This is a genomic window from Palleronia pontilimi, assembly GCF_016412875.1.
In the GTDB taxonomy this organism is placed as follows: domain Bacteria; phylum Pseudomonadota; class Alphaproteobacteria; order Rhodobacterales; family Rhodobacteraceae; genus Palleronia; species Palleronia pontilimi.
In genome coordinates this window covers 533,595-558,872 of the sequence record NZ_JAEKPD010000001.1, presented here as the reverse complement: position 1 = coordinate 558,872, position 25,278 = coordinate 533,595, and the positions used below count along the sequence as shown (strand labels likewise).

Annotated in this window: 28 protein-coding genes; 12 read left to right on the top strand and 16 right to left on the bottom strand. The window is 67.7% G+C overall.

Translation table 11 applies throughout. From position 1 onward, the window contains the following. Window positions 1-255: 255 nt before the first annotated feature. Genes ILP92_RS02815 through ILP92_RS02790 form a run of 6 tightly spaced genes read right to left on the bottom strand, consistent with a single transcriptional unit; the run spans window position 256 to window position 4,591 of the window. Window positions 256-936: an SDR family oxidoreductase gene (locus tag ILP92_RS02815; RefSeq protein ID WP_198914827.1), complete on the bottom strand. Its 681-nt coding sequence runs from the start codon at window positions 934-936 to the stop codon at window positions 256-258. Then, complete coding sequence (locus ILP92_RS02810) at window positions 933-1,886, bottom strand: calcium/sodium antiporter (protein ID WP_198914826.1); 954 nt, start codon at window positions 1,884-1,886, stop codon at window positions 933-935. The genes ILP92_RS02815 and ILP92_RS02810 overlap by 4 nt, the downstream gene beginning before the upstream one ends. After that, window positions 1,886-2,050 (bottom strand): hypothetical protein, encoded by a 165-nt coding sequence (locus ILP92_RS02805; RefSeq protein WP_198914825.1) that lies wholly within the window; start codon window positions 2,048-2,050, stop codon window positions 1,886-1,888. Before ILP92_RS02805 ends, ILP92_RS02810 begins: the two co-directional genes overlap by 1 nt. A 4-nt stretch (window positions 2,051-2,054) precedes the next feature. Then, on the bottom strand, window positions 2,055-2,855 hold the full coding sequence (locus ILP92_RS02800; RefSeq protein ID WP_198914824.1) for a S49 family peptidase: 801 nt from the start codon (window positions 2,853-2,855) through the stop codon (window positions 2,055-2,057). Window positions 2,856-2,894: 39 nt separating this feature from the next. Further along, complete coding sequence (locus ILP92_RS02795) at window positions 2,895-3,656, bottom strand: ABC transporter permease (RefSeq protein WP_198914879.1); 762 nt, start codon at window positions 3,654-3,656, stop codon at window positions 2,895-2,897. Window positions 3,657-3,661: 5 nt separating this feature from the next. Next, a complete protein-coding gene (locus ILP92_RS02790) occupies window positions 3,662-4,591 on the bottom strand; it encodes an ABC transporter ATP-binding protein (protein ID WP_198914823.1) in 930 nt (309 codons plus the stop codon). Between the two features lie 133 nt (window positions 4,592-4,724). Here ILP92_RS02790 and ILP92_RS02785 point away from each other — a divergent pair, with 133 nt between their 5' ends. The 3 genes from ILP92_RS02785 to zapE all read left to right on the top strand — a co-directional run bounded on the left by ILP92_RS02785 (window position 4,725) and on the right by zapE (window position 7,404). Then, complete coding sequence (locus ILP92_RS02785; protein ID WP_198914822.1) at window positions 4,725-5,885, top strand: TIGR03862 family flavoprotein; 1,161 nt, start codon at window positions 4,725-4,727, stop codon at window positions 5,883-5,885. 98 nt (window positions 5,886-5,983) lie between these two features. Further along, window positions 5,984-6,331, top strand: a complete 348-nt coding sequence (locus ILP92_RS02780) for a TraR/DksA family transcriptional regulator (protein ID WP_198914821.1) — start codon at window positions 5,984-5,986, stop codon at window positions 6,329-6,331. Beyond that, window positions 6,331-7,404: a cell division protein ZapE gene (gene zapE / locus ILP92_RS02775; RefSeq protein ID WP_198914820.1), complete on the top strand. Its 1,074-nt coding sequence runs from the start codon at window positions 6,331-6,333 to the stop codon at window positions 7,402-7,404. Before ILP92_RS02780 ends, zapE begins: the two co-directional genes overlap by 1 nt. Window positions 7,405-7,518: 114 nt before the next feature. Here the strand turns inward: zapE and ILP92_RS02770 are convergent, their stop codons facing one another. The 3 genes from ILP92_RS02770 to ILP92_RS02760 all read right to left on the bottom strand — a co-directional run bounded on the left by ILP92_RS02770 (window position 7,519) and on the right by ILP92_RS02760 (window position 10,727). After that, complete coding sequence (locus ILP92_RS02770) at window positions 7,519-8,754, bottom strand: bifunctional folylpolyglutamate synthase/dihydrofolate synthase (protein ID WP_198914878.1); 1,236 nt, start codon at window positions 8,752-8,754, stop codon at window positions 7,519-7,521. A gap of 65 nt (window positions 8,755-8,819) precedes the next feature. Next, window positions 8,820-9,761 carry an acetyl-CoA carboxylase, carboxyltransferase subunit beta gene (gene accD / locus ILP92_RS02765; protein ID WP_198914819.1) on the bottom strand — a complete coding sequence of 314 codons (942 nt, stop codon included), beginning with the start codon at window positions 9,759-9,761 and terminating at the stop codon, window positions 8,820-8,822. A 78-nt stretch (window positions 9,762-9,839) separates the two neighbouring features. Further along, window positions 9,840-10,727, bottom strand: a complete 888-nt coding sequence (locus ILP92_RS02760; protein ID WP_198914818.1) for a CPBP family intramembrane glutamic endopeptidase — start codon at window positions 10,725-10,727, stop codon at window positions 9,840-9,842. Between the two features lie 161 nt (window positions 10,728-10,888). Here ILP92_RS02760 and ilvD point away from each other — a divergent pair, with 161 nt between their 5' ends. From ilvD to ILP92_RS02735, 5 genes are all read left to right on the top strand, one after another. Beyond that, window positions 10,889-12,652, top strand: a complete 1,764-nt coding sequence (ilvD, locus tag ILP92_RS02755; protein ID WP_198914817.1) for a dihydroxy-acid dehydratase — start codon at window positions 10,889-10,891, stop codon at window positions 12,650-12,652. Between the two features lie 33 nt (window positions 12,653-12,685). After that, entirely contained in the window at window positions 12,686-13,429 is a 744-nt protein-coding gene (locus ILP92_RS02750) for a DUF6478 family protein (protein ID WP_198914816.1), read from the top strand. Between the two features lie 8 nt (window positions 13,430-13,437). Beyond that, the gene (locus tag ILP92_RS02745; protein WP_198914815.1) at window positions 13,438-13,821 is read left to right on the top strand and encodes a hypothetical protein; all 384 of its coding nucleotides are present in this window, start codon (window positions 13,438-13,440) and stop codon (window positions 13,819-13,821) included. A gap of 72 nt (window positions 13,822-13,893) precedes the next feature. Continuing rightward, window positions 13,894-15,909 (top strand): NADPH-dependent 2,4-dienoyl-CoA reductase, encoded by a 2,016-nt coding sequence (locus ILP92_RS02740; RefSeq protein ID WP_198914814.1) that lies wholly within the window; start codon window positions 13,894-13,896, stop codon window positions 15,907-15,909. Between the two features lie 156 nt (window positions 15,910-16,065). Next, entirely contained in the window at window positions 16,066-16,971 is a 906-nt protein-coding gene (locus ILP92_RS02735) for a LysR family transcriptional regulator (RefSeq protein ID WP_198914813.1), read from the top strand. A 4-nt stretch (window positions 16,972-16,975) separates the two neighbouring features. On the opposite strand, the gene ILP92_RS02730 is transcribed toward ILP92_RS02735, so the two are convergent. From ILP92_RS02730 to ILP92_RS02715, 4 genes are read right to left on the bottom strand one after another with little or no spacing between them, the layout of a single operon-like run. Next, on the bottom strand, window positions 16,976-17,884 hold the full coding sequence (locus ILP92_RS02730; RefSeq protein ID WP_198914812.1) for an OmpA family protein: 909 nt from the start codon (window positions 17,882-17,884) through the stop codon (window positions 16,976-16,978). Continuing rightward, complete coding sequence (locus ILP92_RS02725; RefSeq protein WP_198914811.1) at window positions 17,881-18,450, bottom strand: peroxidase-related enzyme; 570 nt, start codon at window positions 18,448-18,450, stop codon at window positions 17,881-17,883. The genes ILP92_RS02730 and ILP92_RS02725 overlap by 4 nt, the downstream gene beginning before the upstream one ends. 7 nt (window positions 18,451-18,457) lie before the next feature. Continuing rightward, a complete protein-coding gene (locus ILP92_RS02720) occupies window positions 18,458-19,162 on the bottom strand; it encodes a GNAT family N-acetyltransferase (protein ID WP_368667826.1) in 705 nt (234 codons plus the stop codon). Then, window positions 19,159-19,890 carry a competence/damage-inducible protein A gene (locus tag ILP92_RS02715; protein WP_198914810.1) on the bottom strand — a complete coding sequence of 244 codons (732 nt, stop codon included), beginning with the start codon at window positions 19,888-19,890 and terminating at the stop codon, window positions 19,159-19,161. Before ILP92_RS02715 ends, ILP92_RS02720 begins: the two co-directional genes overlap by 4 nt. A 45-nt stretch (window positions 19,891-19,935) precedes the next feature. Between ILP92_RS02715 and sfsA the strand changes: the two genes are divergently transcribed. The 3 genes from sfsA (at window position 19,936) to ILP92_RS02700 (ending at window position 22,672) form a co-directional block, all read left to right on the top strand. Beyond that, window positions 19,936-20,640: a DNA/RNA nuclease SfsA gene (sfsA, locus tag ILP92_RS02710; protein ID WP_198914809.1), complete on the top strand. Its 705-nt coding sequence runs from the start codon at window positions 19,936-19,938 to the stop codon at window positions 20,638-20,640. 66 nt (window positions 20,641-20,706) lie between these two features. Beyond that, window positions 20,707-21,519, top strand: a complete 813-nt coding sequence (gene map, locus ILP92_RS02705; RefSeq protein ID WP_198914808.1) for a type I methionyl aminopeptidase — start codon at window positions 20,707-20,709, stop codon at window positions 21,517-21,519. Continuing rightward, window positions 21,512-22,672, top strand: coding sequence for an MFS transporter (locus ILP92_RS02700; RefSeq protein ID WP_198914807.1), 1,161 nt, complete (start codon window positions 21,512-21,514; stop codon window positions 22,670-22,672). The genes map and ILP92_RS02700 overlap by 8 nt, the downstream gene beginning before the upstream one ends. Here the strand turns inward: ILP92_RS02700 and ILP92_RS02695 are convergent. The 3 genes from ILP92_RS02695 to ILP92_RS02685 form a co-directional block, all read right to left on the bottom strand. Continuing rightward, window positions 22,659-22,823, bottom strand: coding sequence for a hypothetical protein (locus tag ILP92_RS02695; protein ID WP_198914806.1), 165 nt, complete (start codon window positions 22,821-22,823; stop codon window positions 22,659-22,661). The genes ILP92_RS02700 and ILP92_RS02695 overlap by 14 nt on opposite strands. Before the next feature lie 94 nt (window positions 22,824-22,917). Further along, window positions 22,918-23,484: a 16S rRNA (guanine(966)-N(2))-methyltransferase RsmD gene (gene rsmD / locus ILP92_RS02690; RefSeq protein ID WP_198914805.1), complete on the bottom strand. Its 567-nt coding sequence runs from the start codon at window positions 23,482-23,484 to the stop codon at window positions 22,918-22,920. Further along, the gene (locus tag ILP92_RS02685) at window positions 23,481-24,692 is read right to left on the bottom strand and encodes an NAD(P)/FAD-dependent oxidoreductase (RefSeq protein WP_198914804.1); all 1,212 of its coding nucleotides are present in this window, start codon (window positions 24,690-24,692) and stop codon (window positions 23,481-23,483) included. The genes rsmD and ILP92_RS02685 overlap by 4 nt, the downstream gene beginning before the upstream one ends. Before the next feature lie 91 nt (window positions 24,693-24,783). Between ILP92_RS02685 and ILP92_RS02680 the strand changes: the two genes are divergently transcribed. After that, a complete protein-coding gene (locus ILP92_RS02680; RefSeq protein ID WP_198914803.1) occupies window positions 24,784-25,272 on the top strand; it encodes a peroxiredoxin in 489 nt (162 codons plus the stop codon). Window positions 25,273-25,278 lie beyond the last annotated feature (6 nt).

The window sequence follows — 25,278 nt, the reverse complement described above, 5'->3', positions numbered from 1 at the left end:
TTCGCTGCAAAATACGCGGCGGCGCGGCAAGAAAAAAGGCGTCCCCGCATTCTGTGGATAAGTCTGGGGGAAAGGCTGTGGTATGCGGGAAAAAGCGTTTGTTTCTTGGCACTTCATCACAACGCCCAAGATTTGGGCAAAAATTCAACCCACTGTTTCCAATAGGGAAATTAATAATCGTCAACTTCCATGATGTGACATTTAAGAAAGTATGAAGGATCCGTGTCACTCCGGGATAAGGGAAGGCGCACGACCCTAGCCAGGGGGGACAGCGCCTTGATCCGCCGAAAAAATATGCGATTGCAGAAACAGGATCTGGCCGGTCATCGCGGGCATCGCGAGGGTATGGGCGATGGAGCGCGCCAGCGTTTCGGGCGCGCGGGGCAGCCGCGTTTCGTCCGGGCTGAGATCGGCTTCGCGCGCCGCGTCGCGCAGCCGCGCGGGTTGGGTCGCGGGCGCCAGCGCGTTCACCCGGCAGGCCGGGGCAAGCTGCACCGCCGCGACCCGGGTCAGGGCGGCGAGCGCATCGGCGGCGATCGCGGTCGAGCTATGGGTGGGGGTCGCGAAGCCAAGCGGCTGGTCGATCAGGTTCAGCACCGATCCGGGGGCGCGCAACTCGCCGGTCCCATCGGCTTTCGGGGCGGGCAGGTCGGCGGCGAAGGCCTGCATCAGCAGCGCCACGCGCCGCGGGCCCGCGCCCATGGCCGCGTCCCATGTGTCAGGCTGCAGGCTGTCCAGCCGATCCGGCGCACCGGGCGTAAGCCAGGTGATCAGGAACCGCACCGGTCCGGCCAGACGGTCCGCGGCATCCGCAAGAAGCTGGCCCGGAGCGTCCGTGTCCGTCGCGTGATGCGCCGCCATGTCCAGCGATCCCAGCGCCGTAAGCACCGCGTCGCAGAGCGCGCCCTGGGGACCGACCGCCAGGGTCCGCGTCACGACATGACCAATCGCGCCAGGTAGGCGGCGTAGGTCGCGCAGAACAGCGCGCCCCAGATCCGGCCCATATACCAGTTGCGGAACACGAAGGGGGCCAGGAGCAGCGACGCCGCCAGCATCACCCAAAGGTCCAGGACCAGGAATTCACGCGCCACGGGGATCGGCCCGACCAGCGCCGCGATGCCGATGATGGCGAGCAGGTTGAACAGGTTCGAGCCGATCACGTTGCCCAGCGCCACGTCGGCCTGGCGCCGGAACGCGGCGGCGATGGTGGTGGCCAGCTCGGGCAGCGACGTGCCGATGGCCACCAGCGTCAGGCCGATCACCGCGTCGGACAGGCCGAATATCTTGGCGATCTGGGTCGACGCGTTGATCAGCAGCTGCGCGCCGATGGGTAGGCCGACAAGGCCCACGATCAGGAAGACGATGATCTTCCACCAGGGCATCGACAGGTCGGCGCCCTCGACCTCGTCTTCCAGCAGGGCGGCGGCCTTCTTGTCGCGCCGGGCCGTCCGCGCCTCGCGGAACTGGTCGCCCAGCACCAGCGCCAGCGCGCCCAGCATGACCAGGCCGTGCCACCAGGTCAGCGGCGTGGCGAAGCACAGCCCGATGAAGAGCAGCGTGGCGCCGATCATGGTCAGGAAGCTCTTGCGCGTCTCGTCGCCGTGCATGGTCAGGCCCGTCAGAAGGGCCGGGACGCCCAGCACCAGCAGCACGTTGGCGGTGTTCGATCCCACCACGTTGCCCAGCGCGATGCCGGGCACCCCGTCCAGAACCGCCTGGATCGAGATCAGAAGCTCGGGCGCCGAGGTGCCGAAGGCCACGATGGTCAGGCTGACGATCAGCGCGGGGATGCCCAGCCTGAGCGCCAGGTTCACCGCGCCCCGCACCAGCGCGTCACCCGCACCCACCAGCAGGGCCAGACCGACGACAGCCCAGACGAAGACCATCAGCCGCGCCCCTTGCCGCAGGCGCACGGCCCCTTGCCGATGCGATAGCGTCCGCAATTGGGGCATTTCATGGATTGCAGCTTCTTCTGACCGGGAAAGCGCAGCTTCCCCAACATGCCCATGATCAGCATCCCGATCAGGAACAGCGAGACGATCTTGATCATGCGCCTAAAGCCCGAAGCGGGCGAAGGCGGCGCGATCCTCGATGCCTTGCAGGGCATCGGCAGCCAGCGACGCGCCGAACCGGCCGAAGAAGGGGCGGCGCTGCTTGTAGGTCACGAAACGGGTCTTCTTGCCGAAGCGTTCGGTCATCACCGGGACCAGGTGGCCGATCCCGTCGATCAGGCCGACCTCGCGCGCCTTCTCTCCGACCCAGATCTCGCCGGTGAAGAGCCGGTCGTCATCGGCCAGCCTGGGACCGCGCCGATCCTTCACGTGGGCGATGAAGGCGTCGTGGATCTGGTCCTGAAGATCGCGCAGCCGCGCGACGTCGTCCTGCTGCTCGGGCTGGAAGGGGTCGAGCATGCTTTTCGACTTGCCGGCGGTATAGACGCGGCGCTCGACGCCGTGCGACTGAATGAACTTGTCGAACCCGAACCCGGCCGAGATGACGCCGATCGAGCCGACGATGGAATTGCGGTCGGCGAAGATCTCGTCCGCCGCCACCGCCAGCCAGTAGCCGCCCGAGGCCGCCACGTCTTCGACGAAGGCCACGACCGGCACGCCCTTTTCGTCCGCCAAGCGGCGGATCCGCGCCGCGATCAGCGACGATTGCACGGGGCTGCCGCCGGGCGAGTTCAGCACCAGCGCCACCGCGCTGGGCTTGCCGCGGCGGAAGGCCTTTTCGATCAAGGAAGACAGGCCCGCATCGTTCAGCCGCACACCCGCGCCTGCCGCGGCGATGACGCCCTGCAGACGGATGACGGCGACGATCGGATCTTGCGACAGGAAGGGGATAAAGCGTCTCATCCCGTGCCACATAGGCCGCGGGGCGCGTGGCAACAAGGCTTAGTCGCGCAGCCGCCACCCGGTCTTGAAGATCAGCCAGATCACCCCGATGCAGATGCCGGTGAAGGCCAGGATCGCGAAGAGCGACAGCCCGATGGGCACGTCCGCCAACCCGTAGAACGACCAGCGGAAGCCCGAAACCAGATAGACCACCGGGTTGAAATAGGTGACGGTCTGCCAGAAGTCGGGCAGCATCGAGACGGAATAGAACGCGCCGCCCAGGAAGATCAGCGGCTGCAGCACCAGAAGCGGCACCAGCTGAAGCTGCTCGAAATTGCCCGCCCAGATGCCGATGATAAAGCCCAGAAGGCTGAAGGACAGGCAGGTGAGCACGAAGAAGGTCAGCATCCACAGCGGATGCAGGATGTTCAGATCCACGAAGAAGAACGCGGTGCCCAGGATGATGAGCCCGATGGCGAAGGATTTCGTGGCCGCCGCCAGCACGTAGCCCGCGGTGATCTCCAAAAACGAGGCGGGGGCCGACAGAAGCTCGTAGATGGTACCGATGAACTTGGGGAAATAGATCCCGAAGGCGGCGTTGGTCACCGACTGGGTCAGCACCGTCAGCATGATCAGGCCGGGCACGATGAACGCGCCATAGCTGACGCCTTCGACCTGGTCGATCCGGCTGCCGATGGCCGCGCCGAAAACCACGAAGTAAAGCGACGTGGACATGACGGGCGCGACCACGGATTGCAGCAGCGTACGGAAGGTGCGCTTCATCTCGAAGACGTAGATTGCCTTGACGGCGGTCAGGTTCATGGCGGTCATCGCGCCTCTCCCTTCGTCAGGTCGACGAAGATGTCTTCCAGGCTGGACTGTTCGGTGCGCACGTCGCTCATCTGCAGGCCCGCCGATTGCAGGTCGTTGAGAAGCCGGATGATGCCCGTGCGCTCTTTGCGGCTGTCGTAGTGATAGATCACCTCGTGACCGCCATCGACCAGCGACAGGCCATAGTCGGACAGGCTCTCGGGGATGCCCATCGCCTGTTCGGCCAGCTCGATGACAAGCTGCTTCTTGCCCAGCTCGTCCATCAGGGCGTCCTTTTCGCGCACCAGCTTGATCTCGCCCTTGGCGATGATGCCGATGCGGTCGGCCATCATCTCGGCTTCCTCGATGTAATGGGTGGTCAGGATGATGGTGACGCCGTGGGATTTCAGGTCTTTCATCGTCTCCCACATATCGCGGCGCAGCTCGACATCGACGCCCGCGGTGGGCTCGTCCAGGAACAGCACCTTGGGCTCGTGGCTGAGCGCCTTGGCGATCAGGACCCGGCGCTTCATGCCGCCCGACAATTCCTTGATCTGGGTGTCCTTCTTGTCCCACAGGGTCAGGTCGCGCAGGATCCGTTCCAGATGCGCGTCATCGCGCCCCTTGCCGAACAACCCGCGCGAGAAGCTGACGGTGTTCATCACGGTCTCGAACGGCTCGAGATTGATCTCTTGCGGGACCAGTCCGATCAGCTTGCGCGCCTCGCGATAGGCGTCGACGGTGTCGTGGCCACCCACCGTGACCCGCCCCGAACTTGCCGTGGCGATGCCGCAGATGATCGAGATCAGCGTGGTCTTGCCCGCGCCGTTGGGCCCCAGAAGCGCCAGCACCTCGCCTTCGTCGATGTCGAGCGACACGGACTTGAGCGCCTCGAAGCCGCCGTCGTAGGTCTTGTTGACGTCCTTGACGGACACGATGGCGGACATGGGATGCTCCCTTGATTTCCCGGTGTCATCTAGCGTCGGCGGTCACCGCGTCCAAGGGATGGGCGCGCACAGCGGGGGCTGCAGGGGCGCACGGAACTGGTGCAGGGGCGCACGGTATGGCAGATGCGGGGGCATGGAGACACGCGCGCTGATTATCGGGGGCGGCCCGGCCGGGCTGATGGCGGCGGACGCGCTGTGCCAGGCGGACCACGCGCCGCTGGTGGTGGACGCCATGCCGACGCTGGGGCGCAAGTTCCTGATGGCCGGGAAGTCCGGCCTGAACCTGACCCGCTTCGGCGACAGGGATTTCGGCGCGGCCTATGGTGCGGGCGCGGGACCGGTCCCCGGACTTGTCGATGCGTTCGGACCCGCCGAAGTCGCCGCCTGGGCCGAGGATCTGGGCATCGCTTTATTCACCGGGTCGACCGGTCGGGTGTTTCCCAAGGGCATGAAGGCGTCGCCGCTGCTGCGCGCTTGGATCCGGTCGCTCGAAGCGCGGGGCGCGCAGTTCCGCACGCGCTGGCGCTGGACGGGGCTGCAGGACGGCTTTCGCTTCGACACGCCCGACGGCCCGTGCATCCTGACACCCGAGATCTGCATCCTGGCGCTGGGCGGCGCGTCGTGGCGGCGGCTGGGATCGGACGGCGCCTGGGTCCCATGGCTGCGCGAGGCGGGCGTGACCGTCCGGGACTTCGCCCCGGCCAATGCGGGGCTGCGGGTGGCGTGGTCCGACCACATGGACCGCGTGCTGGGCCATCCGGTGAAGGGCACCGCGTTGACCGCGGGCGGACAGACGCACCGGGGGGAATTCGTCATATCGCAGCGGGGGTTGGAAGGCGGCGGCATCTACGTCGTCAGCCGGGCGGTGCGCGAGGGCGCGGAGCTGCACCTGGACCTGATGCCCGATTGGGACCTCAGCAAGATCGGGCAACGGCTGAAGAAGGCCAAGGGATCGCTGCCCAACCGGCTGCGCAAGGGCTTGGGACTGGATCCCGCGCGCACGGCCCTTCTGATGGAGTTCGGCCAGCCCCTGCCCGACGATCTTGCGCCCCTGATCAAGCATCTGCCGGTGCGCCACGACGGTCTGCGCCCGCTGGACGAAGCCATTTCGAGCGCCGGGGGCATCGCCTGGGACGCGCTGGACGATCGCCTGCAACTGCGCGCCCTGCCCGGCACCTTCGCCTGCGGCGAGATGCTGGATTGGGAAGCGCCCACGGGCGGCTACTTGCTGACGGCCTGCCTGGCCACCGGGCGCCATGCGGGCCGGGCGGCCGCGCGGCGACTGGGCGGCTAGCGGCGCACCGGCGCGCCGTGTTGCGCAAGGGGCGGGGGCATCACCCGACGGAAATTAGACGATTTTCCCCGCCCGGCTCACGCGCTATCTCTGGGCGCATGAAGGAACACGACCCCGACCGGATGCGCGCCCGCTTTGTGCCGCCGCTGCAAGCCGAACTGGCCGCGCTGCTCGATGCGTCGGACCGCAGCCGCGAATCTCGGGCCCCCGTCACGCTGGACCAGCAAGGCGTGGGCCGCCTGTCGCGCATGGACGCCTTGCAGAACCAGGCGATGGCGGCCGGGACCGATGCACGCCGCGCCCAGCGCGCCCGGGCGATCCGGGGCGCGCTGCTTCGGCTCGAGGCAGGCGAATTCGGCCATTGCGACGCCTGCGGCGACCCGATCCCGATGAAGCGGCTGGACCTCGATCCCTGCGTGATCTGCTGCGTCGGGTGCGCGCGCTGATGCGGCAAAGCTTCGAAGACATCTACGCCCGCGCCATCGAACGGGGCGGCCTGGAACGCGATCCGGCGCAGGAAGGCGTGCTGGGGGAATTCACCCGCATCGCGAAAGGCCTGTCCGCGCAGACGCCCGCGAAACGCGGCTGGTTCTCGCGCGGGAAAGAGCCCGAGGCGCTGGAGGGGCTGTATCTGTGGGGCGGCGTCGGCCGCGGCAAGTCCATGCTGATGGACCTGTTCTTCGACAACATCGACATCGAGGGCAAGCGCCGCGTCCACTTTCACGCCTTCATGCAGGACGTCCACCGCGGCATCGCCGAGGCGCGCAAGACCGGCGTGGACGACGCGATCAAGCCGGTCGCCGACGATATCGCGGACGGTCTGCGGCTTTTGTGTTTCGACGAGATCCAGATCGGCGACATCACCGACGCGATGATCGTGGGCCGCCTGTTCGAGCGGCTGTTCGCGGGCGGCGTGACCATCGTGGCGACGTCGAACCGGGTGCCGGACGATCTGTACAAGGACGGGCTGAACCGCAAGCTGTTCCTGCCTTTCATCGCGTTGCTGAAAGACCGGATGCGGGTGGTCGAGCTGGCGTCGCCACGCGACTGGCGGCAGGACCGGATCGCCGGGTCGGACCTGTATTTTCATCCCGCGAACGCCGAGGCGCGCGCGGCCATGGATGCGCTGTGGGAGCGGCTGTCGGGCGGCGACGGCGCGCCGCTGGAGCTGGAGGTTTCGGGTCATGGCGTCACCCTGCCCCGCTACAGCGCCGGGGTCGGGCGCGCGGGTTTCTGGGAGCTCTGCGGCAAGGCGCTGGGGGCCGCCGATTACCTGGCCATCGCCGAGCACGTGCGCGTGCTGATGCTGGAAGACATCCCCCGGCTCGGGTCCGAGAACTACAACGAGGCCAAGCGCTTCGTCACCCTGATCGACGCGCTTTACGAGGCGAAGACGCGGCTGATCGCGTCGGCCGCGGACTTGCCCGAGCGGCTTTACATCGAGGGCAGCGGATCGTTCGAATTCGAGCGCACGGCGTCGCGGCTGCGCGAGATGCAAAGCGCGGACTGGGCCGCCTAGGGCGGCAAGCTCGCTCCCGTTTACGACGGTTGCGCGGAGGTATTTCAGGACCAGTGATGCAGGGGCCGGACGCCCCGGGGGCAGGGTCGGTGTCCGGTTGCGCCGGGCGCCGATTTAGCCGTGATCGCGAAGGACCCGCCCGGCCAGATAGAGCGAGCCGCAGATCAGGATGCGGGCGTGGGGCGTATCGGCCGCGATCTTGCGCACGGCGTCCAGAACGGTGTCGCTGGTCGACGCTTTCAGGCCCACCGCTTCGGCCACCGCCGCGGTGCGCGCGGCGGGCAGCGTGTTCGGCTCGCCCTCGATCGACACCGCGAACAGGCTTTCGGCCCGGCCCGCCAATGGCGCCAGGTAGCCCGCGATATCCTTGGTGTTCAGCATCCCGCAGACCATGTGGGTGGGCCGCGCGGGCATCTGGGCCAGCGTAACCGCGACCGCCTGGCCCGCCGCGGGGTTGTGGCCGCCGTCGAGCAGGATCTCGGCATGGGGGGCGGCGTCGATGCAGGGTCCGCTGCGCAGCCGCTGCATCCGTGCGGGCCAGTGGGCGTCGCGGATCGCCGCGGCGCAGGCGCCGGGGGCTGCGCCCAGCGCCCGCAGCGCGGCGATGGCGGTTCCCGCGTTGTCGATCTGGTGCGGCCCGGCAAGCCCGGGCTTCGGCAGGTCCAGCAGGCCGTTGTCGTCCTGGAAGATCATGCCGTCGCGTTCGGGGGCCGCGTGCCAGTGCTGCCCGTGCACCTGGCAGGGCACGCTAAGCCGGGCCGCGCGCGCTTCGATCACGTCGAGCGCCGCTTCCTTCTGCCGCGCAACGATGGCGGGCACGCCGGGCTTCAGGATGCCCGCCTTTTCGCCCGCGATCAGGGCAAGCGTGTCGCCCAAGTAGGATTGGTGATCCAGGTCAACGGGGGTGATGATCGTCAGCGCGGGCCGCGCGATCACGTTGGTCGCATCCAGCCTGCCGCCCAGCCCCACTTCCAGCAGCGTGTAGTCGGCGGGGGTGCGCGCGAAGGCGAGGAATGCGGCGCAGGTCGTGATCTCGAAGAAGGTGATGGGCGCGCCCGCGTTGGCGTCTTCGCATTCGTCCAGAAGCGCGGTCAGCGCGGGCTCGGAAATCAGGTCGCCCGCCAGGCGGATCCGTTCGTGGAAGCGCGCCAGGTGCGGCGAGGTATAAGCGTGGACCGCGTGGCCCCCCGCTTCCAGCCCGGCCCGGATCATCGCCTGGGTCGAGCCCTTGCCGTTGGTCCCGGCGATATGGATGACGGGCGGCAGATTGTCCTGCGGGTTGCCCAGCGCGTCCAGCAGTCGCCACATCCGGTCCAGCGTCAGGTCGATGACCTTGGGATGCAGCGCCATCAGCCGGTCGAGCACGGCGTCGGAGCCGCCGGTTGGGGACGGCGCGTGGTCGGCGCGGGGCGGGCTCAGCTTGTCGCCTGCGTCTGGCGTTCGGGCTGGGGCAGTCCTTCGGGCATGGGGCCGTCGCCGGGCGCGGGCAGGTCGCCCTGCACCGCCGCGGGCATGTGGCGCAGCATCCGCAGGATCGAGATCAGCTCGTCGCGCATCTTGCGGCGGTCGGTGACGCGGTCGAGCATGCCGTGGTCCAGCAGGTACTCGGCGCGCTGGAAGCCTTCGGGCAGCTTTTCGCGGATCGTCTGCTCGATGACGCGCGGGCCCGCGAAGCAGATCAGCGCGCCTGGCTCGGCGATCTGGATATCGCCCAGCATGGCATAGGACGCGGTGACGCCGCCCGTGGTGGGGTTGGTGAGCACGACGATATAGGGCAGGCCTTCGTCGCGCAGCATGTCGACGGCGACGGTGGTGCGCGGCATCTGCATGAGCGACAGGATGCCTTCCTGCATCCGCGCGCCGCCGGCCGCCGCGAACAGCACCAACGGACGCTGCAGGTCGATCGCGCGCTCGGCGGCGGCCAGGATCGCGTTGCCCACATACATGCCCATGGAGCCCGCCATGAAGTTGAAGTCCTGCGCGGCGGCGACGATGGGGACCAGCCCGATCTCGCCCTCGGCCACCAGCATGGCTTCACGCTCGCCGGTTTCACGCTGGGCCTGTTTCAGCCGGTCGGGGTATTTCTTCTGGTCGCGGAAATGCAGCGGATCCTGGGGCGGCGCGGGCACCGACACATCCTTGAACGCGCCGCCGTCGAAGAGCGTGCGAAACCGCTCGCGCGGCGACAGGTACATGTGGTGGTCGCAATTGGTGCAGACGTTCAGATTGTCCGTCAGCTCGCGGTGGAACAGCATCGTGCCGCATTCGTCGCACTTGGTCCACAGGTTCTCGGGCACCTCACGGCGCGAGAAGAGCGAGTTGATCTTCGGGCGGACGTAGTTGGAAATCCAGTTCACGTGTCGGGCTCCGTCTGGGGTCCGGGTCGGGACGCTCGGCCTTGCCCCTCAGATAGAACGGCCCACGCCGAATGGCAATCAGCGGCGGAAAACCCAGCGCAGACAGGCCCAGACCGCGATGATCAGCGCAAGGTCGGCCATCAGAAGCGGGCCGGTGATCGTCACTTCGCTGGCGGTATAGGGCGTCGTGTAGAGGGCAAGCCCGGTGATCGTGTCCTTGGTCGAGATCAGCAGGATCGCCACGACATTGTTGGCGAAATGCAGCCCCCAGGCCGCCCCGATGGACCCGGTGGCGACGGTCAGATCGGCGGCGATCAGGCCGAAGAACGCGGTCGAGCCGACCACGGCCCAGGCATTCGAGCCCATGGTGCCGGGATCGTAATGCAGGATGCCGAACAAGAAGGCGGGCACCAGCATGTGCACCAGCGGCGACGCGAACCGGGCGGCAAGCTGCTGCATCAGGTAGCCGCGGAACAGCACTTCTTCCGCGCCGGTCTGGATCACCACGGCCAGCAGCGACAAGGGCAGCAGCGCCAGCCACATGCCCAGCGACAGGTTCTGCACGCCGTCGAAATTCACCGACCAGATCGCCAGCGTCAGCCCGTAGATCACGGCGGCGATGCCCACCGAGATCGCGAAATGGCGCACCACCACCGGCGCCGATCCGAACAGCGTCCCGGCGCGGCGCTTCTGCAACAGCCTTGCCGCGACGATGGGCGCCACGAACATGCCCGCGAAGGTTGACAGCAACAGCAACGTGCCACGTGGGTTGGTCGGATCGCTCAACTCGGCCAGCATCCGCGCGGCGGGATCGAAGCCCATCGCCGCCACCAGGACGCCGAAGGTCGCTCCGATCCAGAGCGCCATGACGGCGACACAGACCACCAGGCCCAGCAGCAACCGCCACAGCTGCGGCCGCGCCCGTGCAGGGGCCACGAAGGCGTCGAAAGAGGGGGATTGCGCCATCGGCGGACAGGTCCTTGATCAAGGTCGCGACAACCTAGCGATGCCGGGCAGGCAGCGCAATTGCGGGGATCGGCACGGTTGATCGAGGGCGCATGTCCCTTGTGAAAAGACGTCCCGCGCCCTATGCCACCCCCAAGAAAATCACGCCAAGGGGTCCCGCCATGCTGAAGGGCAAATTCGACAAGTCCAACCTTCCCAGCCGCCATGTGACCGAAGGGCCCGCGCGCGCGCCGCACCGGTCCTATTACTACGCGATGGGGCTGACGCAGGAAGACATCGAACAGCCCTTCGTCGGCGTCGCCACCTGCTGGAACGAAGCCGCGCCCTGCAACATCGCGCTGAACTGGCAGGCCCAGACCGTGAAGCTTGGCGTGAAGGCGGCGGGCGGCACCCCGCGCGAATTCACCACCATCACCGTCACCGACGGCATCGCCATGGGGCATGAAGGCATGCGGTCGTCGCTGGCCAGCCGCGAGGCCATCGCCGACACGGTCGAGCTGACCATGCGCGGCCACGGCTACGACGCGCTGGTGGGGCTGGCGGGCTGCGACAAGTCGCTGCCGGGCATGATGATGGCGATGATCCGGCTGAACGTGCCATCGGTCTTCATGTATGGCGGCTCGATCTTGCCGGGCAAGGTGCCCGCCGGGGCCGACGTGCCGGAAGACTTCGCCACCCGCGACCTGACCGTGCAGGATATGTTCGAAGCCGTCGGTCGCTACCAATCGGGCGAGATGACGGACGCCCAGCTTGCCGTGCTGGAACGGGTGGCCTGCCCGTCGGCGGGGGCCTGCGGCGGCCAGTTCACCGCCAACACCATGGCCTGCGTGTCCGAGGCGATCGGCCTCGCGCTGTTCAACAGCTCCGGCATGCCCGCGCCCTTCGAGAGCCGCGGACAGTATGGCGAGGCGTCCGGCCATGCCGTGATGAGCCTGATCGAGCGCAACATCCGCGCCCGCGACATCGTCACGCGCAAGTCGCTGGAAAACGCCGCGCGGGTGGTGGCCTGCACCGGCGGGTCGACCAATGCGGGTCTGCACATGCCCGCCATGGCGCACGAGGCCGGGATCGATTTCGACCTGTTCGACGTCTGCGACATCTTCCGCGAAACGCCCTATTTCGTGGATCTCAAGCCCGGCGGGCAATACGTGGCCAAGGATCTCTACGACGCGGGCGGCATCCCCGTGGTGATGAAGGAACTGCGCAAGGCGGGCCTGATCCACGAGGATTGCATGACCGCCTCGGGCCGCTCCATCGGCGAGGAAATCGACCTGGTCGAGCGTGAAGCCGAAGGCAAGGTGATCTACGCCATCGACACGCCCATCACCAAGACCGGCGGCGTCGTGGGCCTGAAGGGCAACCTGGCCCCCGAAGGCGCCATCGTGAAGGTCGCGGGCATGTCTGAGGCCGAGCAGGTCTTCACCGGCCCCGCCCGCGTCTTCGAAAACGAGGAAGAGGCCTTCGAGGCCGTGAAGGCGCGTACCTACAAGGAAGGCGAGGTGCTGGTCATCCGCAACGAAGGCCCCGCGGGCGGCCCCGGCATGCGCGAGATGCTGGCCACCACCGCCGCCTTGTCGGGCCAAGGCATGGGCAAGAAGGTCGCGCTGATCACCGATGGCCGCTTTTCCGGCGCGACGCGGGGCTTCTGCGTGGGCCATGTGGGGCCCGAAGCCGCCCATGGCGGCCCCATCGCGTTGCTGAAGGACGGTGACGTCATCACCATCGACGCCGTGAAGGGCGAGATCAGCGTCGATCTGGACGACGACACGCTGGCCGCCCGCAAGGCCGAGTGGTCCGGCCCGCGCGACACCATCTATGCCTCGGGCGCGCTGTGGAAATACGCACAGCTCGTCGGCGATACGCGGCGCGGCGCCGTAACGCATCCGGGCGGCAAGGCCGAAAAGCATATCTACATGGATCTGTGATAGGGCTTGTTCCGACATGCTGGGAATGAGCCGATGAAACTGACCGGGGGGCTGGACGAACTGGCCCACAGACGCGCGCTGAAGCGCTGGTCGCGGATCGCGGACGCCGCGCCGTCGCTCGACGCGTTCTCGCTGCGGGTGCTGCGCGGACAGGCGCGATTGCTGCGCGACCGGCTTGACCGGGTGATCGCCGCCGCCGATACGGTCGAGATGGACGAGCCCCCGCGCCTGCCCTGGCCCGGCGGCGATTGGGCGTGGCGTCCCGCTCTGTGGAAGACGGCGCAGCGCCCGGCCGCGCTGGTCGCCCCCGACAGCGGTGCCGCGCTGGGTCAGGATCTGAAGCTGTTCCACGATTGCGCGGCGCCCACGATCACGCTGCGCCAGCACGCCCCGGCCCGCCAGGCGCCCCATGTCGCGCTGGATATCCTGGATTTCGACGGCTCGTTCCTGAGCCTCGTGCTCGACCTGCCCGACGACGCGGTCGCCACGCTTGCCCGGCGGCACATCCTGCGCGTGGCCCTGCTGACGCGCGCGGAAAGGCCGGTCGAGATCCTTGCCCGCCTGAACCTGCGCCAAGGGCCCAACACCGTGCAGATGGTGGTCGAGGCCGAGCGCAGCGGCGAGACGACGACGCTGGAATTCGACCTGGCCTATAGCGATGCAACCGACAAGCAGGTGGACGGGGCCTGGATCGACCTGATCTTCGACCGCCCGGCCATGAACCGGATCGAGCTTTGCGACCTGGTCGTCAGCCGCGGCACCCGCCACGAGATGTGAAGGATGCCATGAAGGACACCCACGCCTCCGCAATCCGGCACGGCATCGTCGACAAGGGCCTGAAGGACGGCATCTGGTCGGTCTGCGTGACCACGCCCGGGCGGCCCGACCTGGTCGCCAGTCATCGGGGCACGGCGTTGCCCGACCTGACCTGGACGCAGAACGCGGACGGCTGGCAAGCGGAGATCCCCGTGCCGGTGGCGATGCTGGGTGAAGGCGTGCAGACGCTGGTGCTGACCACGGCGGATGACGGCACCCCAGTGGCCAGCATCTCGGTCGCGGCGGGCACGGCCCTGTCGCAGGATATGGCCGCCGAAGTGGCGCTGCTGCGCGCCGAGCTGGACCTGCTAAAACGCGCGTTCCGCACCCACTGCGCCGACAGCGAATCCTGACGCCGCGTCCGGCGTGACAGACCGGGCGCGGCGCTTCAGAGTGGCCCGGTTCACCGTCGAAGGAAGTGTCCCATGTCCGCCTACCCCAAATTGCTGGCCCCGCTCGATCTGGGCTTCACGACGCTGAAGAACCGGGTGTTGATGGGATCCATGCATACCGGGCTGGAAGAGACCGGCGACTGGAACCGCGTGGCCGAATTCTACGCCACCCGCGCGCGCGGCGGCGTGGCGCTGATGGTCACGGGCGGCATGTCCCCCAACCGCGAGGGCGGCGTGTTTCCCGGCGCGGCGGGCCTGTTCTCGGACCAGGACATCGCCAACCACAGAAGCGTCACTGACCGGGTCCACGACGCGGACGGCAAGATCGCGATGCAGATCCTGCATGCGGGCCGCTATGCCTACAGCCCCGAATGCGTGGCGCCGTCGGCGATCAAGTCCCCGATCTCGCCCTTCCCGCCGCGCGAGCTGGACGAGGAGGGCATCGAAAAGCAGATCGCCGATATCGTGACGGCGGCCACCCGCGCCCAGCAGGCAGGCTATGACGGGGTCGAGGTGATGGGCAGCGAAGGCTATTTCATCAACCAGTTCCTGGTCACCCACACCAACAAGCGCACCGACCGCTGGGGCGGCAGCCTGGACAACCGCCAGCGCCTGCCCGTCGAGATCGTGCGCCGGGTGCGCGAAGCGGTGGGCGACGATTTCATCGTGATCTACCGGCTGTCGATGATCGACCTGATCCCCGACGGGCAGACCTGGGACGAGGTCGTGACGCTGGCCCGCAAGATCGAGGCCGCGGGCGCCACGATCATCAACACCGGCATCGGCTGGCACGAGGCGCGCGTGCCCACCATCGCCACGTCGGTGCCGCGCCGCGCCTTCACCTGGGTCACGAAGAAGCTGATGGGCGAGGTGCAGGTCCCGATCATCACGTCGAACCGCATCAACATGCCGGACGTGGCGGAAAGCGTGCTGGCCGATGGCTGCGCCGACATGGTGTCGATGGCGCGACCGTTCCTGGCCGATCCGGATTTCGTGGCCAAGGCCGCGGCGGATCGCGCCCATGCCATCACGCCCTGCATCGCCTGCAACCAGGCCTGCCTCGACCACACATTCGGCGGCAAGCTGTCGTCCTGCCTGCTGAACCCCCGCGCCTGTCACGAGACCGAGCTGGTCGTCGAACGGGCCGACCAGCCCAAGCGCGTCGCCATCGTCGGCGCGGGCCCCGCCGGGCTGGCGACCGCGCTGACCTGCCGCGAGCGTGGCCACGACGTGACGCTGTTCGACCGGGCCGACCGCATCGGCGGGCAGCTGAACATGGCCAAGGTGATCCCCGGCAAGGAAGAATTCATCGGCATGGTCGACTATTACACCCGCGCGGTGGACGAGGCGGGCGTGACCGTGAAACTGGGCACGAACGTCACCGCCGACATGCTCGAGGACTTCGACGAGGTGGTGGTCGCCACCGGCGTCGCGCCGCGTGACCCCGGGATCCGCGGACAGGACCACCCCAGCGTTCTGGGCTATATCGACGTTCTGCGGAACGGGGCGGCGGTCGGCGACAAGGTCGTGGTGATCGGCGCGGGCGGCATCGGGTTCGACACGTCCGAGTTCCTGGTGACCCAGGACAGCCCAACCGAACACCTGCAGGAATGGCTGGAAGAATGGGGCATCGAGGATCCCGAGGACGCCCGCGGCGGGCTGGACCCCGAAGGCCCGCAACCCGGCAAGCCCGCCCGGCAAGTCTGGCTGTTGCAGCGCAAGGCCGAACGCCCCGGCAAGCGGCTGGGCAAGACGACCGGCTGGATCCACCGCGCGGGTCTGCAGATGCGCGACGTGAAGATGATCGGCGGCGTCAGCTACGACCGGATCGACGACGATGGCCTGCACGTCACCATCGACGACAAATCGCAGGTGCTGAAGGTGGACAACGTGATCCTGTGCGCGGGCCAGGTGCCGCTGCGCGAGCTCGCGGACGCGCTTGCGGCGAAGGGCATGCCCTGCCACGTCATCGGTGGCGCCGACGTGGCCGCCGAGCTGGACGCCAAGCGCGCCATCGACCAAGGCACGCGATTGGCGGCGACCCTGTAAACAAAGGTGCCGTTATCGCTATCTTCGCGTTTCGCGTGTGGACACGATCACCCTATCACCCCGGTATTGTCCGACGCCGACCCCATTCCTGCCCGATTGTTCCGGCAGATTGTTTCCGACACGAAACGCCGTGAACCGTGAACGATGTGAGGCCGAATGGACAGACTGACCGAAATGGAAGCTTTCGCCACCGTGGTGGATCAAGGCGGCTTCACGGACGCGGCCAAGAAGATGGGGATTTCGAAATCCGCCGTCTCGAAGCATGTCTCGTCGCTGGAAGCCCGCCTTGGCGCGCGGCTTCTGAACCGCACCACGCGCCGCGTCAGCCCGACCGAAATCGGCCTGGCCTATTACGACCGCGCCCGCCGTGTGCTGAACGACGCGGGCGAGGCCGATTCGCTGGTCACGTCCATGCAATCCGCGCCCTCGGGGCTGCTCAGGATCAGCGTCGCCACCGATTTCGGCGTCAATCATCTGAGCCCGATCCTGGGCGGGTTCCTGACCGAGTTTCCCGACATCACCGTGAACATGGTGCTGAACAACCGCTACGTTGAGCTGATTTCCGAAGGCTTCGACATGGCCGTGCGCATCGGCGAGCTGGAAGACAGCACGCTGCGCGCCCGCAAGCTGACCGAGACCAGCAAGCGGATGATCGCGGCGCCCGCCTATTTCGAGAAATACGGCCGACCCCAGAAGATCGACGATCTGAACGAGCACAAGCTGCTGCACTATACCAGCCAATCCAACGGCGCGGTGTGGAAGCTGACCGCGCCTTCGGGCGAGCGTCGGCAGGTGCGCACCGCCGGGTGGCTGTCCGTCAATGACGGGCAATCCTTGCTGAACGCGGCGATCTCGGGGCTTGGCATCGCCTACCTGCCGTCGTTCCTTTACGCCGACGCCAAGGCCGCGGGCCTGGTGGAAGAGGCGATTCCGGATCTTCCGCACGAAACCCAGGGCATCTATGCGGTCTATCCGCCGGGCCGATTCACCCAGCCCAAGGTGCGCGCCTTCATCGACTTCCTGGTGGAAAGCTTCGCCGAGAAGGGCCCGGACACGTGGTAGCCGCCTAGTTGGTGACGACGAGTTCCACGCGGCGGTTCGCCAGTCGGCCCGCCGCCGTGTCGTTGTTGCCGAGCGGCGCCAGGTATCCCACGCCTTGCGCGGCCACTTGCGCGGGCGGCACCCCGTAGCGATCCAGAAGAACCTGGCGCACCGCTTGCGCCCGCGCGCGCGACAGCGCGATGTTGGCGTCCAGGCTGCCTTCGATATCCGTATGGCCCACGATGGCAAAGGTGCGCGACGGGTTGTCGGCCAAGTAGGCCGCCACGTCGCCCAAGGTCGTCGCGTCGCCATCCTGTAATTGCGACGATCCGCTGGCGAAGAGCAGGTCGTCCAGCACCACGCGGCCGGTCTGGTCCAGGCGGTCCGACAGGGGCCCGGGCGCGACCGCCGTCGACTTTGTCGAGGTCACGACATTCGGGGCCGCTGCGTCCGTCGGCGCGACCTCGGTCATCTGCACCCAGGCCGCGTCGCGCGCCCGGCTGATCATCAGCGACATCGCGGCGCCATCGGGCCCGCGCGCCAGGATGTATCGGAAATTGCCCAGGTCCACATACATGCCCGGCGCGGGCAGCGTGTTCGACGCGAAGCGGAAATCATAGCCGCCACAGGCCGAATCGGCGCAGGTGAAGTCGATGGTCCAACCTTCTTCCCGGAGTTGCCCGGCCAGCGCGTCCGCGATCTGCGCGGGGGTGCTCAGCTGGCCGCGCAGCTTCCACGCGGTCCGGCTGACGCGACCATCGACCTGATCGAGCGGCACCCGTTCCCCGTCGAACGCGCCCACGGGCAGACCGATCGTCGTGGCACCGTCGTCCTGGCGCATGGATTGCACCGCCTTGCCGGGCAGCGCGATCGACAGCGCCAGTGCGGGCTGGGCCAACAGGCCCACAACCAGAAGGGGAAGCGCCCGGATCATCTGGCCTGCGCGTGGTAGTCGTCGTTCGGTTTCATCTCGGTCGCGCTTGCCACCCTGTTGGTCATGTTGAAGAACGCCGCGACGGACGCGATGTCCCATATGTCCCGGTCCGAGAACCCAACGTCGCGCAGGGCTTTTCGATCCGCCTCGGACATTGTGTGGCAAGATTCTGTCAACTTTGTGGCGAACTCCAACATGGCGGTTTGCCGCGCATCCAGGTCGGCCACGCGCCAGTTCATCACCATCTGCTCGCCCAGCTCGGGCTTGCCCGACAGTTGCCGCACCGCCGCGCCGTGGGCGACAAGGCAGTAATAGCACTTGTTCACCGACGACACCGCGACCGCGATCATCTCGCGTTCGAGCTTGGTCAGGCCCGACGCGCCCAGCATCAGATCGTTGTAGAGCCCGGTGAACGCGTTCAGCTTGTCGATATCGAAGGCATAGGCGCGCAGCACGTTGGGCACCATGCCCAGCTTTTCGCGGCAGATGTCGAAATATTTCTGCGTCTCGGGCGGCAGCGGATCGACCATGGGCAGGTCGAGCGCTGTGGGTTGGTCATCGATCATCTGGGCCTCATGGTCGGATCCGGTAGTGATAGCAGTCTTCGCCCCGCAGACCCAAATCACGGTAAAGCGCGTTCGCCGGAGCGTTCGCGCGCGTGACCAGCAGCGCCAGCGTGTCCGCGCCCTGCCCGGCCGCCCAGGCCGCGACATGGGCCATCATCGCCCGCCCCGCGCCCTGCCGCCGGTGGGCCTTGGCGACTTCCAGCGCATGGAGCATCGCGACGCGCCCGTGAACCGCGACGAAGGCGGTGCAGCAGGCCGTGCCATCGTGGCTGAGATGAAGCGTGGTCTTCGGCGACTGCGCGCGTTCCATGACCGCCAACCGCGCCGCGCCGATTCCGCCCGCGCGCCAGATTTCTTCCTGCGCCTCGGTCGGGGGCCAGGCGGTGTCGACTGGGCCGTCCGGTGCGGGCAGATCCGCGACGGGACCCGCGTAAAGCACGGTGGGATCGAGCGTCAGGTAGGCGCGGTCGCCCAGCCGCCGGTCCAGGTCGTCCTGACCGGCGAAAACCGCGAACAGCGCCTGTCGCCCGGCATCGTCCATCGCCCGCTCGGCATCGTCGATGTCGCGCTCGCCCACCGCCCCGGCGGTCGAGGCCGCTTCAACCCGCTTGCCGCCCCCGGCCCCGTCCCGCAGAATCCACGGCCCCAGCCGCCGCACCGACGCGGGCGGCCAGGTGGCGGCCAGCAGCGCGTCGATCTGGGCACGAATCACTCGACCGCCTCGGGGAAATGTTCCCGCAGCTTCGCCATGGCGCCGTCGAGCGCATCCGGGTCGCTGCCGCGCACCACGATGTTCACGCCGAATTGCCCGTTCTGGACGAAGGGATAGGATCCGACGCTGAGTTCGGGATGGGCTTGGGCCACGTCGCTCAGCGGCTGGGCGATGTCGCCTTCGCCGCGCTCGACCCGCAGCGTCCGGCTTTGCATCGGCGCGCCGCCGGTCAGGCGTGGCAGCAGCCCTTCCACCATCGCTTCGAAGATCTGCGGCACACCGGCCATGACGTGGATGTTGTCCAGCGTGAAGCCCGGCGCAGCCGAAACCGGGTTTTCGATCAGCACCGCGCCGTCGGGAATGCGCGCCATGCGCAGCCGCGCGTCGTTCAGGTCCGATCCCTGCCGGTCGTAATGCGCCTGCAGGATCGCGCGCGCATCGTCGCGCACGTCGATCTTGGCACCCTTGGCCGCCGCGATGCAATCGGCGGTGATGTCGTCATGGGTCGGCCCGATTCCGCCCGAGGTAAAGACGTGGTCGTAGCTGTCCGAAAGCGCCCGCGCCGCCGCTTCGATCGCGGCGGCATCGTCGGCCACCACGCGCACTTCGCGCAGGTCGATCCCCCGCTCGGTCAGCTTGCCCGCCAGGTGGTGCATGTTGCTGTCGCGCGTGCGGCCGGACAGGATTTCGTCACCGATGACCAGCATCGCGGCGGTGGGATTTGGCATGGGGGTGTCCTTGGCTAAAGCGCCCATCAGTTGTAGGCCCGCACCATGCGCTTTCAAACCCCCCTGGTCCGCGCCCACCTGGTGCGCCGCTGGAACCGCTTCCTGTCCGAAGCCACGCTCGAGGACGGCACGCTGGTGCGCGCCCATTGTCCCAACCCCGGCACGATGATGGGGCTGAACGCGCCCGGCACGCCGATCTGGCTGGAGCCCAACGACGACCCCAAGCGCAAGCTGAACTACGGCTGGCGGCTGGTGGAACTGGGCGGCGGCGACTGGTCCGGGATCGACACCGCCGTGCCCAATCGCGTGGTGGGCGAGGCCCTGCGCGACCGCGCCATCCCCGAGCTGGGCGGCTATGACGGCGTGCGGCCCGAGGTGAAATACGGCCGGAAAAGCCGCGTCGACTTCCTGCTGACCCAGCCCGGCCTGCCCGATGCCTATGTCGAGGTGAAGAATGTCCACCTGCGCCGCGATGGAAACCTGGCCGAATTCCCCGATTGCGTCACCGCGCGCGGCGCGCGGCACCTGGACGAGCTTGCGGACATGGTGCGCGCGGGCCATCGCGCGGTGATGCTCTACCTGGTGCAGCGCACCGATTGCGCTGCTTTCGCCTTGGCCCGCGACCTGGACCCGGCCTATGGCGTGGCCTTCGACCGGGCGCGGGCCGCGGGGGTCGAGGCGATCTGCTACGACACCGCCATATCGACGGAAGAGATCACGATCAGAAATCCACTTCCCCTTCGGGCCTGAGCTGGCCTAGCCTTCCCGGACCGCGACGCCTATATCCCGCACCTGCGCATCAAGGAGCCTGCCCCCGTGGACGATACCAACCGTGGCCGCCTGACCAAGGACGGCATCCGCATACACCATCCCGACGATTTCGCGGGCATGGCGAAGGCGGGTGCGCTGGCCGCGCGGATCCTCGACGACATCATCCCGCATGTGCAGCCCGGCGTGACCACCGGCGCGCTGGACAAGCTGATCGAGGATTGGGTGACCGAGGCGGGCGCCACATCGGCCACCATCGGCTACAAGGGCTACCAGCACGCCAGCTGCATCAGCGTGAACCACGTGGTCTGTCACGGCATTCCCGGCGACAAGCTGCTGAAGGAAGGCGATATCCTGAACATCGACGTGACGGTGATCGTCGACGGCTGGTTCGGCGACACGTCGCGGATGTACGTGGCGGGCAAGCTCAGCCGCAAGTCCGAGCGCCTGCTGCAGGTCACCCACGACGCCCTGATGAAGGGGATCGAGGCCGCGAAACCCGGCAACACCTTCGGCGATATCGGCCACGCGATCCAGAGCTTCGTGGAAGCCGAGCGCATGTCCGTGGTGCGCGACTTCTGCGGCCACGGGCTGGGCCGGGTGTTCCACGCGCCGCCCAACGTGCTGCATTACGGCCGTCCCGGAACGGGCCCCGAGCTGGAAGAGGGCATGTTCTTCACCATCGAGCCGATGGTGAACCTGGGCCGCCCGGAAACCAAGGTGCTGGCCGACGACTGGACGGCCGTGACGCGCGACAAGACGCTGTCGGCGCAATACGAGCACTCGATCGGCATCACCGCCGACGGGGCGCAGATCTTCACGCCGTCGCCCGCCGGCAAGTTTCACCCCACATATGAATGAAAGCGTCGATCACCGCACGGTGATCTGGACACTCTCGGCATCGAATTTCGTGATCGGCATGGGCGCGTTCGTCCTGATCGGGCTGGTCACGCCCATCGCCGACGACCTGTCGCTGACGCCGTCGCGCGTGGGCGCGACGATGACGACCTATGCCATCGCCTACGCGATCCTGTCGCCGCTGCTCGTCTCGCTGACCGGCGCGTTGGGGCGCCGCCGGGTGCTGACACTGGCGATGACGATGTTCGCGCTGGGCTCGCTGGCTTCTGCCACCGCGCCGAACGAACTGTTCCTGCATGTCAGCCGGGTGATCGCGGCGGCGGGCGCAGGCATGTTCACGCCGGTCACGGCCTCGGTCGCGTCGGCGCTGGCCCCGCCCGACAAGCGCGGCAAGGCGTTGGCCGACGTCATCATCGGACTGACCGTGGCGCAGGTGTTGGGCGTGCCCGTGGGTAGCTTCATCGGGTACACTTTCGGCTGGCGCATGGGCTTTTTCATCGTGGTTCTGCTGGCGCTGCCCTGCCTGTGGCTGATCTGGACCCGCGTACCCAAGGGTCTGGAGGTCGCGCCCGCATCGCTGCGCCAGTTGGGCCGGACGCTGCTGAACGGCCCGGTGGTGCTGGCGGTCCTGTTCACCGCCAGTTTCCTGGGCGCGATCTACGTCCTTTATACCTATCTTGCGCCCTTGCTTGAGCAGACCATGGGCTTCAGCCGCAACGGCGTGACGGCGGCCTTGGTGGTGTTCGGGATCGGCGCGGTGCTGGGCAATGTGCTTGGCGGGCGCATGTCGGACCGGCTGGGCCCGGTGCGGACCTTGGTGATCCTTTGCGCGGCGCAAGCGGTCATCACGCCCGCGTTTTCCTTTCTGCCCCTGCCCGCCGTGGCGGTCTTCGTCCTGCTGGGGATCTGGTCGGTCTTCGGCTGGTCGTTCATGGCGGGCCAGCAGGTGCGGATCATCGGCCTGGATCCCGATGCGGCCAGCGTGATCCTGTCGCTGAACGCGGCGGCGATCTACGTGGGCGCGGCCGTCGGCTCGGCCATCGGTGCGTGGGTGCTGGGGGCGTTCGGTATCGGCGCGCTGGGCTTCGCCACCGGGATCGGAGCGCTGGTGGCGCTGGGCCACGTCCTGCTGTCGCGCTGGATCAGCGGTCGTTAGGGCCTTTCGGCCACGTGAGCGCCAGCAAGGTCGTACCTGCCAGCGGTGTCACCGCGTCGCCGATGAAGACGGGTCCGCCGGGGCGGCCCGCAGTGGGCGCGGTCCTTGTGTCGGGCGCAAGCGAGATGGGCGTGGCGGTCGTGGTGCTCATGTCCCAAGCCTAGCACAGGCTGGACCCGATCGCAGGGATATTTGGAAAAAGGTGAAGATGGGAGGTTGTGCAGTGCGGCCCGGTTCGGGACGGCTCAGTCCGTGTCGGGACGGCTTCTGCGCGCGAAGGTAAGCAGGCTGTCGCCGTATCGCCGCTGGTCCAGTTGGACAAGCTGGGGCGGCAGGACGGGGGCGTCGCGCTCTTCCCAGACGATCAGCGCATCCGGTGCGATCCATCCCAGGTCCAGCGCCGCGCGCATGGATCGTTCGCCCAGGCCCCGGCCGTAGGGCGGGTCCAGGAACACGAGGTCGAACGCGCCGGGGGCGTCGCCCAGCCGGGTGGCATCGCGGGGCAGGATGGCGGCATGGCAGCCCAGAAGCTTCAGGTTCGCCCGCAGGATCGCCTGCGCCTTGCGCCCGCTTTCGACGAAGGTGGCCGACGCCGCGCCGCGCGACAGCGCCTCGAGCCCCAGCGCGCCGGTACCCGCGAACAGATCCAGCACCCGCGTGCCCGTCACCGGATCGCCGAAACGCCCCCCCATCAGCACGTTGAACAGGCTTTCGCGCACCCGGTCGGTAGTGGGGCGTAGATGTGCCGCAGGATCGCCCTTGCCCACGGGCGTCAGGGCACGGCCGCGATGGGTGCCGCCGATGATCCTCACGCGGTCAGCAGGGTCTTGAGATCGGTGTCGGCATCGCCCACCAGCTTGGACGGCGGGGATTTCCCGGCCTCGATCAGCCGCTTGCCGATCATGTAGGCGCGCGCGTCGTTCATCGCGTCGACGGCCAGCAGCGTATCGCCGCCGTAATACCAATGCGACACCTCGCCGTCGGACCTGCCCGGCCGCACGACGATCCGGTCGTAGCCGACATTCAGGCCCGCGATCTGCAATTTCACGTCGTACTGATCGGACCAGAACCAGGGCTTGGGCACGTAAGGGGTGTCGGCCCCGAGCATGTTGCGCGCCACGGCTTCGCCCATGTCGATGGCGTTGCCCACCGATTCGATGCGCAAGCGCTGGCCGCGGTGCTCGAGCGCTGCGCAATCGCCCGCGGCCCAGACATGCGGGTCGGACGTCCGGCCGAACCTGTCCACGGCGATGCCGCTTTCGGTCCTCAGCCCGGCCGTCTCGGCCAATGCGGCGCGCGGCAGCAAGCCGATCCCCACGATGGCCATGTCGCAGGCGAGTCGGCTGCCATCCTTCAGCTCGGCCCCCGTCACCGCGCCGTTTCCAACCAGCCGTTCCAGGGCGACCGCTTCGCGGATGTCGACGCCGTGGTGCCGGTGCAATGCGCGGAAGTAGTCCGCCGTTTCGCTGGCCGCGACCCGGCCCAGGATGCGCGGCGCGGCTTCCAGAAGCGTGACCTTCACGCCCAGCTTGCGGGCCACCGCCGCGGCTTCGAGCCCGATATAGCCGCCGCCGATGACCAGCAGCCGCTCGGCCGCCCTGAGCGGCGCCGCCATCTGGTCGACATCGGCCAAGGTCCGCACGGTGAAGACGCCGTCTAGGTCGCCGCCGATCTCGGGCGGCAGCGCGCGGGGGGACAGCCCCGTGCAGAGCGCAAGCTGGTCGTAATGCAGCCGGGTGTCGCCGACCTGCAGCGTCCGGGCCGACAGGTCGATATCCGACGCGGCCGTGCCCAGCATCAGGGCTACGTCGTTATCCGCGTAGAACGACGCCGGACGCAGGAACAGCCGCTCGCGCGCGATATCGCCAAGCAGGTAGCCCTTTGACAGCGGCGGGCGCTGGTAGGGCAGTTCGGGCTCGGCACCCACAAGCGTGATGTCGCCGTCGAACCCGTCGCTGCGCAATGTGCCGATCAGGACGCTTGCGGCCTGTCCGGCACCGATGACGACGATATGGGGCATCTGGCACTTCCGGGATGCTGGGAAAGAACACGCGGGACCCTATATCCCGGCGCAAGGCGAACGCAATCAACACCAGGACAAGGTCAGACCCATGAGCATTTCCGAAGGCGACACGATCCCCGATGCAACCCTTGTCCGGATGGGCGACGACGGCCCCGAGCAGGTGGCGATGGCCGAGCTGACGAAAGGCCGCAAGGTCGTGATCTTCGGTCTGCCCGGCGCCTTCACCGGCACCTGCACCACCGCGCATGTTCCCAGCTTCATGCGGGTCCGCGACCAGTTGTCCGACAAGGGCATCGACGATGTGATCTGCGTGGCGGTGAACGATCCGTTCGTGATGAAGGCGTGGTCCGACGCGACCGGCGCCGACGTGGCGGGCATCAAGATGCTAGGCGATCCCGGCGCCGAATTCACCAAGGGCGTCGGCATGGATTTCACCGCGCCGCCGGTAGGCTTCTACGACCGCTCGCAGCGCTACGCGATGGTGGTCGAGGACGGCAAGGTCACGCTCCTGCACGCCGAGGAAAACCCGGGCGTCTGCGAAACCTCGGGCGGCGAAGCGATACTCGCGGCGCTCTGACGCGGC